The sequence below is a fragment of the Arthrobacter sp. zg-Y895 genome, from assembly GCF_020731025.1.
GTDB lineage: Bacteria > Actinomycetota > Actinomycetes > Actinomycetales > Micrococcaceae > Arthrobacter_B.
This window is the reverse complement of record NZ_JAJFZY010000003.1, coordinates 986284-999651: the sequence shown is the minus strand read 5'-3', so window position 1 is coordinate 999651 and position 13368 is coordinate 986284. Positions and strand designations below refer to the sequence as shown.

At 66.9% G+C, this 13368-nt stretch carries 15 protein-coding genes; 8 read left to right on the top strand and 7 right to left on the bottom strand.

Going from position 1 to position 13368, the window contains the following annotated elements:
• Window positions 1–77 precede the first annotated feature (77 nt).
• Window positions 78–911 carry a DUF1206 domain-containing protein gene (locus LJ760_RS06550; RefSeq protein ID WP_227920828.1) on the top strand — a complete coding sequence of 278 codons (834 nt, stop codon included), beginning with the start codon at window positions 78–80 and terminating at the stop codon, window positions 909–911.
• Here the strand turns inward: LJ760_RS06550 and LJ760_RS06545 are convergent.
• Together LJ760_RS06545 and LJ760_RS06540 are read right to left on the bottom strand one after the other, a co-directional pair.
• Window positions 908–1351, bottom strand: coding sequence for a CoA-binding protein (locus tag LJ760_RS06545; protein WP_227920826.1), 444 nt, complete (start codon window positions 1349–1351; stop codon window positions 908–910). The two genes, LJ760_RS06550 and LJ760_RS06545, sit on opposite strands and share 4 nt — an antisense overlap.
• A gap of 54 nt (window positions 1352–1405) precedes the next feature.
• The gene (locus LJ760_RS06540; RefSeq protein ID WP_227920824.1) at window positions 1406–2023 is read right to left on the bottom strand and encodes an alpha/beta fold hydrolase; all 618 of its coding nucleotides are present in this window, start codon (window positions 2021–2023) and stop codon (window positions 1406–1408) included.
• A gap of 406 nt (window positions 2024–2429) precedes the next feature.
• Between LJ760_RS06540 and LJ760_RS06535 the strand changes: the two genes are divergently transcribed.
• The 4 genes from LJ760_RS06535 (at window position 2430) to acs (ending at window position 7272) form a co-directional block, all read left to right on the top strand.
• Window positions 2430–3263 (top strand): ABC transporter ATP-binding protein, encoded by an 834-nt coding sequence (locus tag LJ760_RS06535; protein WP_227920822.1) that lies wholly within the window; start codon window positions 2430–2432, stop codon window positions 3261–3263.
• Between the two features lie 129 nt (window positions 3264–3392).
• Window positions 3393–4460: an aliphatic sulfonate ABC transporter substrate-binding protein gene (locus tag LJ760_RS06530; RefSeq protein ID WP_227920820.1), complete on the top strand. Its 1068-nt coding sequence runs from the start codon at window positions 3393–3395 to the stop codon at window positions 4458–4460.
• Window positions 4457–5308 carry an ABC transporter permease gene (locus tag LJ760_RS06525; protein WP_227920818.1) on the top strand — a complete coding sequence of 284 codons (852 nt, stop codon included), beginning with the start codon at window positions 4457–4459 and terminating at the stop codon, window positions 5306–5308. The genes LJ760_RS06530 and LJ760_RS06525 overlap by 4 nt, the downstream gene beginning before the upstream one ends.
• Window positions 5299–7272 carry an acetate--CoA ligase gene (gene acs / locus LJ760_RS06520; RefSeq protein WP_227920816.1) on the top strand — a complete coding sequence of 658 codons (1974 nt, stop codon included), beginning with the start codon at window positions 5299–5301 and terminating at the stop codon, window positions 7270–7272. The genes LJ760_RS06525 and acs overlap by 10 nt, the downstream gene beginning before the upstream one ends.
• Here the strand turns inward: acs and LJ760_RS06515 are convergent.
• Window positions 7269–7610, bottom strand: coding sequence for a hypothetical protein (locus tag LJ760_RS06515; RefSeq protein ID WP_227920814.1), 342 nt, complete (start codon window positions 7608–7610; stop codon window positions 7269–7271). The genes acs and LJ760_RS06515 overlap by 4 nt on opposite strands.
• A 67-nt stretch (window positions 7611–7677) precedes the next feature.
• On the opposite strand from LJ760_RS06515, the gene LJ760_RS06510 reads away from it, so the two are divergent.
• Entirely contained in the window at window positions 7678–9027 is a 1350-nt protein-coding gene (locus LJ760_RS06510) for an O-acetylhomoserine aminocarboxypropyltransferase/cysteine synthase family protein (protein WP_227920812.1), read from the top strand.
• Window positions 9017–9526, top strand: coding sequence for a CoA-binding protein (locus LJ760_RS06505; RefSeq protein WP_227920810.1), 510 nt, complete (start codon window positions 9017–9019; stop codon window positions 9524–9526). The genes LJ760_RS06510 and LJ760_RS06505 overlap by 11 nt, the downstream gene beginning before the upstream one ends.
• A 19-nt stretch (window positions 9527–9545) precedes the next feature.
• Here the strand turns inward: LJ760_RS06505 and LJ760_RS06500 are convergent, their stop codons facing one another.
• The 4 genes from LJ760_RS06500 to LJ760_RS06485 form a co-directional block, all read right to left on the bottom strand.
• Complete coding sequence (locus tag LJ760_RS06500) at window positions 9546–10298, bottom strand: hypothetical protein (RefSeq protein ID WP_227920808.1); 753 nt, start codon at window positions 10296–10298, stop codon at window positions 9546–9548.
• Window positions 10282–10842 (bottom strand): RNA polymerase sigma factor, encoded by a 561-nt coding sequence (locus LJ760_RS06495; protein ID WP_227920801.1) that lies wholly within the window; start codon window positions 10840–10842, stop codon window positions 10282–10284. The genes LJ760_RS06500 and LJ760_RS06495 overlap by 17 nt, the downstream gene beginning before the upstream one ends.
• A gap of 197 nt (window positions 10843–11039) precedes the next feature.
• Window positions 11040–11846 (bottom strand): carbon-nitrogen hydrolase family protein, encoded by an 807-nt coding sequence (locus LJ760_RS06490; RefSeq protein WP_227920798.1) that lies wholly within the window; start codon window positions 11844–11846, stop codon window positions 11040–11042.
• A gap of 123 nt (window positions 11847–11969) precedes the next feature.
• Window positions 11970–12758 (bottom strand): alpha/beta fold hydrolase, encoded by a 789-nt coding sequence (locus LJ760_RS06485; protein ID WP_227920796.1) that lies wholly within the window; start codon window positions 12756–12758, stop codon window positions 11970–11972.
• A gap of 108 nt (window positions 12759–12866) precedes the next feature.
• Here LJ760_RS06485 and LJ760_RS06480 point away from each other — a divergent pair, with 108 nt between their 5' ends.
• Window positions 12867–13352 (top strand): MarR family winged helix-turn-helix transcriptional regulator, encoded by a 486-nt coding sequence (locus LJ760_RS06480; RefSeq protein WP_227920793.1) that lies wholly within the window; start codon window positions 12867–12869, stop codon window positions 13350–13352.
• Window positions 13353–13368: the final 16 nt, after the last annotated feature.

Below are 13368 nucleotides of genomic sequence, written 5' to 3'. Positions count from 1 at the left end.
GCCCATGGGTGGCAGGATGGGAGGAACAGGTAGGAAAGCTGCGGGCATGCCGGCAGCGGAGCGAAGGACAAAACGGTTTGAACCACAACAACCGCAGTACCGGCACCGTCAGCCAGGCCGCCGAGCGCGCCGCCGATTCCACGGCCTTCGAGCGGTTCGCCCGGGTGGGCTACGTGGCAAGCGGGATCGTGCACATTGTCATCGGCGCGATCGCCCTGCAGATCAACGCCGGAGGATCCGGCAACGCGGACACCAGCGGAGCCGTAGCCGCTGTGGCCAAACAGCCCGCCGGGTACGTGCTCCTCTGGTTCTGCTTCCTCGGCTGCTACGCCCTGGCACTGTTCCAGCTCAGCCGCATCTTCCTTGCCGGACAGCAGCTGAAGGACACGGAGCTCTGGAAGGACCGGGCCAGCAACGCCGGACAGGTGCTCGTTTACGGGGCCATCGGAACCATTTTCGCTTCGTTCTCCCTGGGCCGCGGCAGCAACGACGGCAGCTCTTCCTCGGTCAGCTGGACCGCCCGCCTGCTGGCGGTACCAGCGGGCCAATGGATTCTGGGCCTCGCCGGACTGGTTGTGGTGGGTGTAGGCGGCTACTTCATTTTCAAGGGAGCCACCCGCCGCTTCCGCCGGAACCTCACCGGCGTCCCCGGCGGGCTCTGGTCAAAGGCCGTGGATATCACCGGCGTGGCCGGCTTTATCGCCAAGGGAGTGTCGCTTGGCATCCTGGGGGCACTGCTCACCCTGGCCGCCGTGCAGGCGGATCCGGAGGAGTCCACCGGCCTCGACGGTGCGCTGCATACGCTGCGGGACCAGCCCTTCGGCATGGTGGCGCTGGCCGCGGTGGGTGTCGGTCTGATGCTTTACGGGCTGTACATGGGAATCATCCGCGCCCGGTTCGCCAAACTCTAGAGCCCGAAGCGCGGTGCTTCAATCACCGGGCAGGCGTCCATAACGACGTCGAGCCCTGCCGCTGCTGCACGCGCGGCTGCCGCTTCGTCCACCACGCCGAGCTGCATCCAGACAGCCTTGGCGCCGACTTCGATGGCCTGGTCCACAATGTCACCCACGCGGGCGGAATTCACGAAACAATCGACCACGTCGATGCTTCCCGGGATTTCGCTGAGCCGGCGGTAACCCTTGTTGCCGTGCACGTCATCGCCCTTCAGGCTCACGGGAATGATCTCCATGCCCAGATGGTCCTGGACAAAGCGGGAGACGCCGACGGCGGGGCGGAGCGGGTTATTGGACAACCCCACGATCGCCCACCGGGCCGGCTTGTTCCGGAGCAACCGCTCGATTACCGCAGGGTCGTTGACGTGTGCGCTGCTGTCACCGTTGAACTGGAACATCTGCCGTCCTTTGCCGAGCCCGAAGATTGGGCTTCAGCTTACGCCCGGGGCGGCCTAGCTCAGGAAAGACTCGATGGCATCGGTCAGGGCCGCGTCGGGGACACCGCCGGTATCCGATTCCAGCAGCAGGAACTCCCCCGAGTCCAAGGCCTCGGCGGTCTGGCGTGCCAGGTCCTGGGTATCGTCGCCGCTGCCGCTGCCGGCCATCACGAGAACGGGGATGCGGACGCCGGCGAGGCCCTCAATCTCGGTCTGCAGGACCATCAGTTCGTCCTCCCCGTCAGCGAGGGACAGGGTGGGTTCCAGGGCCACCACCCGGCTGACCACCGTGGATTCCTCGGCGGCCCTCAGGGCCAGGAATGCCCCTTCATCAAACCCGTAAAGGTCGGTTGTTCCTCCCGCCACTTGGAGGACAGCCAGCAGGTCATCAACGTCCGACTCCGCGGTGTATTCCTCGCCCATGCCGCTTTCCCCGATACCCCGGCGGTCATAGGTGTAGACCGTGTGGTTTTTCGAGAGGGCGTCCGCCAGGACCACCGTCGCGGGGCTGCTGCGGTGCGCCAGCAAGGGTCCCACAATCGCCAGCGGCGGGCCGCTGCCCTGCCGGGACCACGCAATGGGTGTTCCATCGGCGGACATCACGATTCCGGAGGCACCCGAAGCTGATTCCATGGCCGGCTCCCTGCTGGTTGGGGGTAGGAAGATGCTGGAGAGCTGATGGGCCCGCCTTAACGCACCGTGTTCCAAAATTAGGAGCCGACGGCGCGCGAGGTCAATGCCCGCAGGCGGCAGGTGCACGGAAGTGCCGCAGACGGCAGGACCGGCGACGGCGCCGAACATTTCCTTATGTGAACGGGCGCACCTGCCCGGGCTTGTCGGATCCGCGGATCCGGCGTTTAGTAGTCCTTGACCATCCCGAGCGGCTGAGAGACCTGGATCGATGAAGCCGCAGCAACCCTGGTTGCCGCATTTCCTCCTTGAGAGGCGGCAATAACGAGGCTGGTGTCGCAGGAAGCCGTTATCCCGGCTCAGGACACTTTCCGTAGGGTGCTACTGCCAGGTTCGATGGAGCGTTCCTATGACTGCAGTATTGCCCTCTTCCACGTCCACCCCGCCTTCGCGCACCGGACGGCCCGCCCCCAACGGGGCAGCCCTGCCGGTGCGATTCGCCGGGCTCAGCCGCAGTTTCGGCACCGGCCCGGATGAACACGTTGTCCTTCGGGACATTACCTTTGACATCCATCCCGGCGAGGTGCTGGCCATCCTCGGCCCCAGCGGCTGCGGCAAGTCCACGCTGCTGCGTGCAGCTGCCGGCCTGGATCTTCCGACGTCCGGCAGTGTCCTGATTGACGGCAGTACCGTCAACGGAATCGATGACCGCTGCGCCGTCGCCTTCCAGGAACCGCGGCTGCTGCCGTGGCAGACCCTGCAGGCCAACATTGCGATCGGACTCCCGAAGTCCGCGAGCGCCAGCCGGGGGAAGGCCAAAGTTGCCGAGCTCCTGGACCTGGTGGGCCTGTCCGCCTTCGCCAAGCACCGGCCGCGGGCGGTTTCCGGAGGCATGGCCCAACGGACTTCCCTGGCCCGTGCCCTCGCCCGGGAACCCGGCGTTTTGCTGCTCGATGAACCCTTTGGCGCCCTGGACGCGCTGACCCGGCTGAAGATGCAGGACCTACTGCTCACCCTGCACCGGGCTGCGCCTGCCACCGTGCTGCTGGTTACCCACGACGTAGATGAAGCCCTGCAGCTGGCGGACCGCATCATTGTCCTCGGCCCCGAGGACACTGCTCCCGGCGCCACCATCACCGAGGTTGTCACCGTCCCCGGCCGTCGGCCCCGGGACCGCGCCTCGGCGGAGCTGGCCCGAATGCGCGGCGAGCTCCTCGCCCTGCTCGGCGTAGAGCGCCACTAGCCCTCCCACGCCTCCCAGGCCCTTCGCAACGGGCACCGCCCCGCCCCGTCAGGGCAGGCACCCCGCTGCCCTCTCCACACGCACACCCTAACTGCGCTTTTGCGCACCCTCCTCCCGTAAGGAACCATCATGAACAGCCGTTCCCACCTGTCCCGTCCGTCCCGCCTCCCCCGCCGGACGCCCCGCATGCTCGCCGCCGTCGCGGCTGCCGCCGCGCTCGCCCTCACCGGATGCGTTGCCGGGGAAGACACCACCGGCGCCTCCGCCGTAGAGGAGGCCGACGGCGGGACGCTCACGCTCGACTTCGCCACGTATAACCCGCTGAGCCTGATCATCAAGGACCAGGGCTGGCTGGAGGACGCTTTGGCCGATGACGGGGTCGCGGTGGAATGGGTCCAGTCCGCCGGCTCCAACAAGGCCAACGAGAACCTGCGTTCGGGTGCGATCGACGTCGGCTCCACCGCTGGTTCGGCCGCCTTGCTCAACCGGGCCAACGGCTCCCCGATCAAGGTGATTGACGTCTTCTCCCAGCCCGAATGGTCGGCCCTGGTGGTCGGTCCCGATTCCGACATCAGCTCGGTAGCCGATCTGGCAGGCAAATCCGTGGCCGCAACCAAGGGCACCGACCCCTACTTCTTCCTGGTCCAGGCGCTGGACGAGGCAGGGCTGAGCCTCTCCGACATCACCGTGGAGCAGTTGCAGCATGCCGACGGCCGCGCTGCACTGGAGAACGGGTCAGTGGATGCCTGGGCCGGACTGGATCCGATCATGGCCGGAGCCGAGCAGAACGGTTCCCGCCTGGCCTACCGCAACCTGGACTTCAATACCTACGGGCTCCTCGCAGCGAACGAGTCCTTCCTGTCGGAAGACCCCGAGCAGGCGCAGGCCGTGGTCAACGCGTACGAAAAGGCCCGTGCCTGGGCGGCAGCAAATCCCGGTGAAACCGCGCAGATCCTGGCCGACGTGGCCGGGCTGGACCCCGCCGTCGCCCAAACGGTGATCGGCGAGCGCAGCAACCTTGACGTAGATCCCGCACCCGGGGAAGCCCAGCGCAGCGTCCTGGCGAAGATCGGCCCCACGTTGGTGGAGACCGGTGACGTGGCCAGCCAGGAGCAGGTCGACGACGCCCTGGCCAGTCTCCTCGATGACTCCTATGTGCGGAACGCAGATCCGGATTCACTGGGAGCCTCCTCATGAGCACCCCGGCCACGTCCACGGCTCCGGCCCCAGCCCGCACCCACACCCGCAAAGCCTCCCTTCGAACACCGGCAGCTTCAAAGGCCACTTGGCCGGACCGACGGCTTCCCCGGCTCGGACTGGGCCTGTTCGTCCCGGTGCTGCTGCTCGCGGCCTGGCATCTCACCTCAACCACCGGCGTCTTCAGCGCCGTGCAGCTTCCCTCCCCCGCGGCGGTCTATTCCGCTGCCGCGGACCTGGTGCAGCGCGGCCAACTGGTTGGCCACATCGCCATCTCCACCCAGCGGGTGCTGACCGGCTTTGCCATCGGTTCCGCCCTGGGACTGATCCTTGGCGCCCTGCTGGGCCTGTCCCGGCTGGCCGATGCCCTGCTGGGCCCGGTCATCGGAGCCCTCCGGGCGGTTCCCTCCCTGGCATGGGTACCGCTGCTGATCCTCTGGATGAAAATCGGCGAGGATTCCAAGATCACGCTGATCACCATCGGCGCGTTCTTTCCGGTCTTCACCACCGTTGCGCTGGCCCTGCGCCACGTGGACCGGAACCTGGTGGAGGCAGCCCGCGCCTTCGGGCTCCGCGGCGTGAAGCTGCTGACCACCGTGCAGTTGCCGGCCGTGGTACCGGCCGTTTTCTCCGGCCTGCGGCTCGCACTCGCCCAGTCCTGGCTGTTCCTGGTTGCGGCGGAACTGATTGCGTCCTCGATGGGGCTCGGCTTCCTGCTGATGGACTCGCAGAACAACGGCCGGACCGACCGCATGTTCCTGGCCATCATCACACTGGCCGTCATCGGCAAAGCCACCGATGCCCTGCTGGGAATCGCGGAGAGGAAGGCGGTGCGGAAATGGGCCTGATCTCCGTACTGGCCGCCGCTGGGACCTCCCCGGACCCTGTCACCGAAACCGAACGTATTGCATTCTGGGAGTCTGCGGCCCGCCGCCTGCAGTGGGACGAGCCCTGGCATACCGCCCATTCCTTCCAAAGGCCGCAGCGTCTCAGCGGCACAGAGGTCCCGGAAGCAGAGGCGGAGTACACCGTTCCGAGTATCGAGTGGTTTGCCGGGGGCCGCCTGAATGCCGCCGTGAACTGCGTGGACCGGCACATGGCAGCCGGGCACGGCAGCCGGGTTGCCCTCCACTTCGAGGGCGAACCCGGAGACCGCCGCTCCGTCACCTACGCCGAACTGCTGCAGCAGGTCTGCCGTGCCGCCAACGCCCTGCAGGCCCTGGGCGTAGGCGCCGGTGACCGGGTGGTGATCTATCTGCCCGTCCTCGTCGAGACCATTGTCATCACCCTGGCCTGCGCACGGATCGGGGCAGTGCACTCGCTGGTGTTCGGCGGGTTCTCCGCCGAGGCGCTGAAGTTCCGCGTCCGGGACACCGGTGCGAAACTGCTGGTCACCACGGACGGCCAGTACCGACGCGGCAGTGCCGTACCAGTGAAGGACAATGCGGATGCAGCCGTCGCCGATGCCGCCTCCGTTGAGCACGTCCTGGTGATCCGGCGGACCGGATCTCCGGTTCGCTGGGTGCACGGCCGCGATGTGTGGTGGCACGAGAGCGTGGACACGGCGTCGGACGTCCATGAAGCCGGCACGTTCGACGCCGAGTCGCCGCTGTTCATCATTTACACCTCCGGCACCACCGGCCGGCCGAAGGGCCTGGTCCACACCACCGGCGGCTACCTGACCCAGGCCGCACAGAGCTACGACTACCTCTTCAGCCATCCGGACCCCGCCCAGCGGTCAGCCGACGTGCACTGGTGCACCGCGGACCTGGCGTGGGTCACTGCGCACACCTATGAGATCTACGGACCCCTCGCCAACGGCGCCACCCAGGTGATCTTCGAAGGCACCCCGGACACCCCGCACCCGGGCCGGCACCTTGAAATCATCGAACGCTACGGGGTCACCAGCTACTACACGGCCCCCACCCTGGTGCGTTCCCTGATGGGGTGGTTTCCCGACGGCGTCCCGCCGCGCTATGACCTCTCCTCGATCCGCCTGCTCGGCACCGTCGGCGAAGCGGTGAACCCGGAGGCCTGGCGCTGGTTCCGGGAGCAGTTCGGCCGGGGCGAGGTTCCGATGCTGGATACCTGGTGGCAGTCCGAAACGGGTGCCGCCATCCTCACCCCGCGGCCCACCGACCGCACGTTTAAACCCGGCTGCGCCTCGCGCCCCATGCCCGGAGTCGGCACCCGGGTAGTGGACGGCAACGGGTCCCCGGTCCCGCCGAATACCCAGGGCCTCATTGTCGTGGACCGGCCCGGACCCGGCATGGCCCGCACGGTATGGGGAGACCCGCAGCGCTATCTCGATTCCTACTGGCGGCAGTACGCACGGCAGGGATGGTTCCTGGCGGGCGACGGCGCCCGCTCCGACCCCGACGGCGACACCTGGATCCTGGGACGGGTGGACGACGTGCTGAATGTTTCCGGGCACCGGCTCTCCACCATCGAAATCGAATCTGCCCTGGTGTCCCACCCCTGGGTGGTCGAAGCCGGCGTCTGCCCGGTTACCGATTCCCGCACCGGGCACGCAGTCGTTGCCTTCGTGGTGCTCACGGAGGCAGCGGAGGCCGCACGCGCCGGCGACGTGCTGCGGGCCCACGTGGCCGGGGAGATCGGACCGATAGCCCGGCCCGCCGCCGTCGTTGTGGTTCCCGATGTGCCCAAGACGCGCTCCGGAAAGATCCTGCGCCGCCTGCTGGCCGAGCTGTTTGAGGGCGCACCGCTGGGCGACACCAGCAGCCTCCAGAACGAGCCGTGCATCGCGCCGATCAGGGCAATTTGCGCGGCTCGGCGCGAAGGGACGGCCTAATGCTTCCTGGTCAGCGTGATCCGGTCCATCACCACGGAACCGCCCATTTCCTCCTGGACCCGCAGGAATTCCGTGGGCGAGACTTCCAGGACCATGGTCCCGGGGCGGGGAACCAGCAGGTCCTCGTGTCCGCCGTCCATCAGTTCCAGCAGCAGCTGGGTGGCCTCGGCCTGGGACATCGCCTTAGTGAAAGCGATCGTGTGGGTGGCAGCGGCACGCCGGTAGCCGGTTTCAATCACGATTACGTACTCGTCCATCGCCCGCCACCCTCGCTTCGGTCCGCCGGCAGATCCGTGCGCCCAGCCGGCACCCGCCTGCTCCCCATTGTTTGCCTGCACTCACCAAGTTTTCAACGGTTCCCCCGTTTCCAGCCCTCTCCACTCCCAAGGAAGGAGCACTCAGCTTATGAGTGAACACCAATTCGGATTCCGCACGCGCGCCCTGCACGCCGGCGGGACCCCCGATGCCCTCCACGGTGCGCGCGCCGTTCCCATCTACCAGTCGACCTCGTTTGTCTTCAAGGACACGGACGACGCCGCCAATCTGTTCTCGCTGCAGAAGTACGGCAGCATCTACTCGCGGATCGGCAACCCCACGGTGGCTGCCTTCGAGGAGCGCATCGCATCGCTGGAGGGCGGGATCGGGGCGGTGGCGACGGCGTCGGGCATGTCCGCGGAATTCATCACCTTCGCCGCGCTCTGCTCCGCCGGGGACCACATCGTGGCGTCGGCCCAGCTGTACGGCGGCACCTTCACCCAGCTGGACGTGACCCTGCGCCGGTTCGGGATTGACACCACTTTCGTGGCCGGCACCGACCCGGCTGACTATGCCGCGGCCGTACAGGAAAACACCAAGGCCGTCTACGCCGAGGTGGTGGCCAATCCCAGCGGCGAAGTAACGGACATCGAGGCCCTGGCCCGGGTGGCGCACGACGCCGGGGTGCCGCTGATCCTCGACGCCACTCTCAGCACCCCCTATCTGGTGCAGCCCTTCACCCACGGCGCGGACATCGTCATCCATTCCGCCACCAAGTTCCTGGGCGGACACGGCACCACCCTGGGCGGCGTCGTCGTGGAGAGCGGCCGGTTTAACTGGGGCAACGGTAAATTTCCGGCCATGACGGAGCCGGTGCCCAGCTACGGAAACATTTCCTGGTGGGGGAATTTCGGCGAATACGGGTTCCTGACCAAACTGCGCTCCGAACAGCTGAGGGACATCGGCCCCTCCCTCAGCGCCACCTCGGCTTTTGCCCTCCTGCAGGGAGTGGAGACGCTGGCGCAGCGGCTGGATGAGCACCTGCGCAACGCCCAGGCGGTGGCCGAATGGCTGGAGGCGGATCCCCGGGTGTCCTGGGTCAGTTACGCAGGGCTGCCCTCACATCCGCATTACGCGCGGGCCCGGAAGTATCTGCCCAAGGGACCCGGATCGGTGTTCAGCTTCGGCGTCCGGGGCGGCCGTGCCGCGGGGCAGGCGTTCATTGAGGCGCTCCAGCTGGCCTCGCATCTGGCGAACGTGGGCGATTCCCGCACGTTGGTGATCCATCCCGGGTCCACCACGCACCAACAGCTCTCGCCGGAGCAGCTTCGCAGTGCAGGAGTACCCGAGGACCTGATCCGGATTTCCGTTGGCCTTGAGGACCTGGAGGACATTCTCTGGGACCTGGACCAGGCATTGTCGGTGGCCTGCGGGGACGCGGGCAGCCAGAGAGTTTCCGCCGCCGTACCCGTCCTCGAGGAGGCCGCCCATGTCCGCTGACACTGCTGCGCAGGTTCGTTCCTGGATTGGACCAACGGCGCCGGAACGGCTGGCGTTGCTGCGCTCGGCCGAATCCATCGCCATTGTCGGTGCGTCGGCCAAGGCCTCCCGGGCGTCCTACTTCGTTGCCACCTATCTGCTCTCCTCCTCGCGGTACCGGGTCTATTTCGTGAACCCGGCAGTGAAGGAGATCCTGGGCCGGCCGGTGTTTCCCTCGCTGGCGGACCTCCCGGAGGCGCCGGACATCGTGGACGTGTTCCGCCGCCACGAGGACCTGCCCTCAGTGCTGGCCGAGGCCCGGACGGCCGGCGCGAAAACGCTGTGGCTGCAACTGGGATCCTGGCACGAGGAGGTGGCCCGGGACGCCGAACAATCCGGATTAAAGGTGGTGATGGACCGCTGCGTAAAGATCGAGCATGCGCGCTTCCACGGCGGCTTGAACCTGGCCGGCTTTAATACCGGGGTGATCTCCTCAAAACGGCAGCTGACCGCGCAGTGACCGTGCCGGCGCTGAACGCCTAGCGGTCCCGGCCGGACTGGCCGCTGCCGTGGGAGTTGGCCCCGCCATTGCCCCGGCCGTTTCCCGGGCCCGAGTCCTGGCGTGATGATCCACGGTCACCGGCGGGATCCGCTCCGGCTCGCTTGGAGTCTTGTCCCCGGCCTGCGGCATTGGGGTTCCCGTGAAGGTCGTCGCCGCGAGGCGGGTCCGGAACAATTGCTTTGCCGCCCCCAATGCCCGGAAGCGGCGGGTTGCCCGGCTCCACGCCCGGAGCGGGGACGATAGCCGGGGTCGGCGCCGGTTCCGGCTCCGGAGCGGGGACGGGCACAGGTACCGGGACGGCTTCCACGATCGGCGCGGGCTCCGGTGCCGGAACGGCAGCAGGGGGCAGCGGATCCGTGACGGCCTCCGGGGCGGCGGGCTCGGCTCGTTCCAGCGTGGGCGTTTCCGGGGTGAAGGTGACCTCGGGAGTCGGATCCGCTCGGATCAGGAAGTCAGGGTTGGCCGCCACGCCGCCTGCACCGACGGCCATGGCCCCGATCAGGGCTGCACCGAGAATCATGCCGCGGCCGCGCCGAGCCCGGGGGCGAAGCGGCACGGGGTTGCCGGCAAAAAGGGCAGCCAGCTCTCCGTCCGGTTCCGGCGCGGGGACGCGGGACTGCATGCGCAGCGCGAGCAGCTGCTCAACCAGCTCGGGGGACTCCTCCACGCCGGCTTCCGCCAGGAGGCCGCGGACGTGGAGCGTGTCCTGCGCTTCAGGATGCTCGTTCATTGTCCGGTACCTCCTTCCGTTCGAGTTGGTTCTTGAGTACGCCCAGTGCGCGGCGCTGAAGCTGCTTGACCGCTCCGGCACTGCGTCCCATGATCTTCGCCGATTCTTCAATGGAAAGATCGGCCACTACACGCAGAAGCAGGACTTCCTGTTGCTGCGCCGTGAGCCCTTCCAGCAGTGCTGCGGCTCCGGCATCGGCGCCGAGCACGCTTTCCTCGGCGGATTCTGCTTCACGGCGGTCCAGCTCCGGATCAAACACGGCCATCACCGGCTCACGCTCGCGCCGTCGAACGTCGTCCACCATGCGGGCGTGGGCGACGGAGAAAGCGAAGGTCCGGGCGCCGCGGAGCCCTCCCTTAAGCGTGTCCAGCTTGGAGAACAGTGTCAGGAAGACTTCCTGCGTGAGCGCTTCGGGGTCGTCGCACCCCTTGGAGCGGAGGTAGCCGAGGATGCCGGGCGCGAAGTCGTCGTAGATTTCCCGCAAAGCCGCCGGTTTTCGGGCACGCGCATCACGGAGCGTTTGCTCAGTAAGCGGTGCAGGCACGGCGGATTCACTTTCCTGGGAAGCGGGAGTGGTCCAAATGCTACCGTGTCCGTCGCCGTTGACATGCGTGCAACGGCCGCACCGATGCTCGTTGGGGGGATAAGCCTCGGCGCGGCCGTTACAAACAGGTAATCGTGAACGGGTAGGAAAAGGTTACGCACCACGCGGAAAATCTTTTCAGCGCCGGTCTCCCGGACCTAGTGCGCCTCCACAATCCGCGCATTTCCGGCAAAACGGCGGTTCTTCAACACCGGGAGGAACTGGCGGACGTCGTCGATCCGCTGACGGGTGACGTCTGCCGTCACCACCGCCTCACGCTCGTCCTCCAGCGCCGCCTGCGGCACTCCCATGGGGTCCAAAATGACGGAGTGGCCCACGGTATGCCGGCTGGAGGTACCGGCCGCCGCGACCCACAGGGTGTTTTCGATGGCGCGGGCCTTGAGCAGGGTTTCCCAGTGGTCGATCTTGTGCTCGCCCTTGAACCAGGCCGCCGGCACAGCCAGCAGATCTGCGTCCAGGTCGGCGAGCGCCCGGGCCAGCTCCGGGAAGCGCAGGTCATAGCAGGTCATGACCCCCACCCGGAGGTCCCCTACCTGCATAACCTTCACGCCGCCGTCGCCCGGTTTGATCCGGGTCGATTCGGCGTAGGAGAACGCGTCGTAGAGGTGCAGCTTGCGGTACGTGTCCACAATCCGTCCGGTCGCATCGATGAGGACCAGGGTGTTGAAGGGCCGTTCCTCACCGCTGGACTCATAGCCGCCGGCGATCACCGCGATCTCCAGCTCGGCGGCGAGCAGGGACAGCTGGGAGACAAAAGTGGTCCAGGAGGCGTCGACGGCGGCGGCCAGGGTTCCTTCCACCTTCCCGATGCTGAACATGGATTCCTCGGGGAAAATGATCAGCTCCGATCCCTCGGCGCGTGCCTTGCCGGCCAGGGAGCGCATGGTGTCCAGGTTCTCCCGGACCCCACCGGCGGGGCTGAACTGACCGACGCTGACTTTCACGGGAAACCACCTTCACTTCGGGCTGGGTTGCTCCCAGCCTAGAGCAGGTCAGCGTTGTTCTGCAGGATCCTCCGTGAAGCGGGAGATCGGTGACGGGTGCCGCAGCCGCACCAATCCCGGCCGCTATCCGCCGTCCTGGGTGGCCCAGAACTGCAGTATGGTCCGGGTGACCTCCTTCGGAGCCACGAGCAGCGGCGCGACGTGTCCACCACCTGCCACAGGAACGAATTGACCGGCAGGCAACGAACGGGCCGCCTGTTCCGCCTCCCCGGCGTCGTTCATGGCATCATCCCGGCCGGCCATCAACAGTGTCGGCACCTGCAGCCGAGGCAGGACCGGGCGGAGGTCCGGACGGCGAAGCATCAGCGAGCGCATAGCCCAGTACTTGCCCCGCCTGTCGCCGCGTTGAAAGGCGGCGGCAACAATTGAAGCAGCTGAAGGCGCGCTCGCGGCGGCTCCTGGCCCAACCAGTGCTTCCACCACCGTTTTGCTAAACGGTCCCGGCCCCAGAATCCGGTACAGCCGGACGAGGAGTGCGGTCTTCCGGCGGTCGGCCGCTGGCAGCGGATAAGCCGGGGTGCCGATGGCCGTCAAGGTCCTGATGCGGGCGGGAAAACCATCCGCCAGGAGTATGCCCACGTGTCCGCCCCAGGCGTTGCCCACCCAATCGACCGGGGCGGCAACCTGCAGGGCGTCCATCACCTGCACCGCCGCTGTGGCGCAGTCCTGCAGGGAATAGAACCTTCGGGGACCTGGACTGTCTCCATGACCGGGACCGTCCACCAGGAACAGCTCGCGCCCGTCCCCCAGCTCTTGGGTGACGAGGTCAAAAGTCTCTGAATCAACGAACATGCTGTGCCACAGGAACACCGGCGGGCCCACGCCGATCCGGCGGATTTTGATGGGGGCCAACAGCCGTAGGGACCACGGTTGACGTTGTTTTCGTATCCACGCCCGCCTCCTAAGAACGGATCCTTGGAATGCTTCGGATTCCGAAGCTTGTGCCCTAGACTTTCCACCATGTCACTGCCGCCGTCAAGAGGTTCCGCTACCGAAAATCCGAACCGAAGGCGGCTCCCCGTCGGCCAGCTCCTGGTCCGCCTCCTGGCCGAATTCCGACGTGTTCTGCTGGAAGAGGCAGACCGGCACGGATACGGGGATCTCCGCCCCGCCCACCTGCAGATCACCGGCAATATAGGCACGAAGGGAATCCGTCTGACGGCCCTCGCAGCAAGGGCGCAGCTCAGCCTCGCCGCCACATCGGAACTGGTGAATGAGCTGCAGAGTCTCGGATACCTGATGCGCAAGCCCGACCCCGCGGACGCACGGGCAAAACTGATCCTGCCAACCCCGCGGGGGCTGCAGCTGCTCCGCGACGCGTCGGACAAGGTTCGTGAACTGGAACAACTGTGGGGAACATACGCCGGCGAGCAACACTTCGAAGCGGCGATGTGGACTCTCCAGGACATCCTGGACGCTACTAGACGGCGGGACGGGAACGGATAGACCGAGCGGCGGCGGG

Bases quoted from the DNA above. Each gene is read 5' to 3' on its own strand.
- LJ760_RS06540 (WP_227920824.1), bottom strand. From the start codon at position 2,023: ATGGAATCAGCTTCGGGTGCCTCCGGAATCGTGATGTCCGCCGATGGA.
- LJ760_RS06500 (WP_227920808.1), bottom strand. From the start codon at position 10,298: ATGAACGAGCATCCTGAAGCGCAGGACACGCTCCACGTCCGCGGCCTC.
- LJ760_RS06530 (WP_227920820.1), top strand. From the start codon at position 3,393: ATGAACAGCCGTTCCCACCTGTCCCGTCCGTCCCGCCTCCCCCGCCGG.
- LJ760_RS06545 (WP_227920826.1), bottom strand. From the start codon at position 1,351: ATGTTCCAGTTCAACGGTGACAGCAGCGCACACGTCAACGACCCTGCG.
- acs (WP_227920816.1), top strand. From the start codon at position 5,299: ATGGGCCTGATCTCCGTACTGGCCGCCGCTGGGACCTCCCCGGACCCT.
- LJ760_RS06525 (WP_227920818.1), top strand. From the start codon at position 4,457: ATGAGCACCCCGGCCACGTCCACGGCTCCGGCCCCAGCCCGCACCCAC.
- LJ760_RS06480 (WP_227920793.1), top strand. From the start codon at position 12,867: ATGTCACTGCCGCCGTCAAGAGGTTCCGCTACCGAAAATCCGAACCGA.
- LJ760_RS06505 (WP_227920810.1), top strand. From the start codon at position 9,017: ATGTCCGCTGACACTGCTGCGCAGGTTCGTTCCTGGATTGGACCAACG.
- LJ760_RS06535 (WP_227920822.1), top strand. From the start codon at position 2,430: ATGACTGCAGTATTGCCCTCTTCCACGTCCACCCCGCCTTCGCGCACC.
- LJ760_RS06510 (WP_227920812.1), top strand. From the start codon at position 7,678: ATGAGTGAACACCAATTCGGATTCCGCACGCGCGCCCTGCACGCCGGC.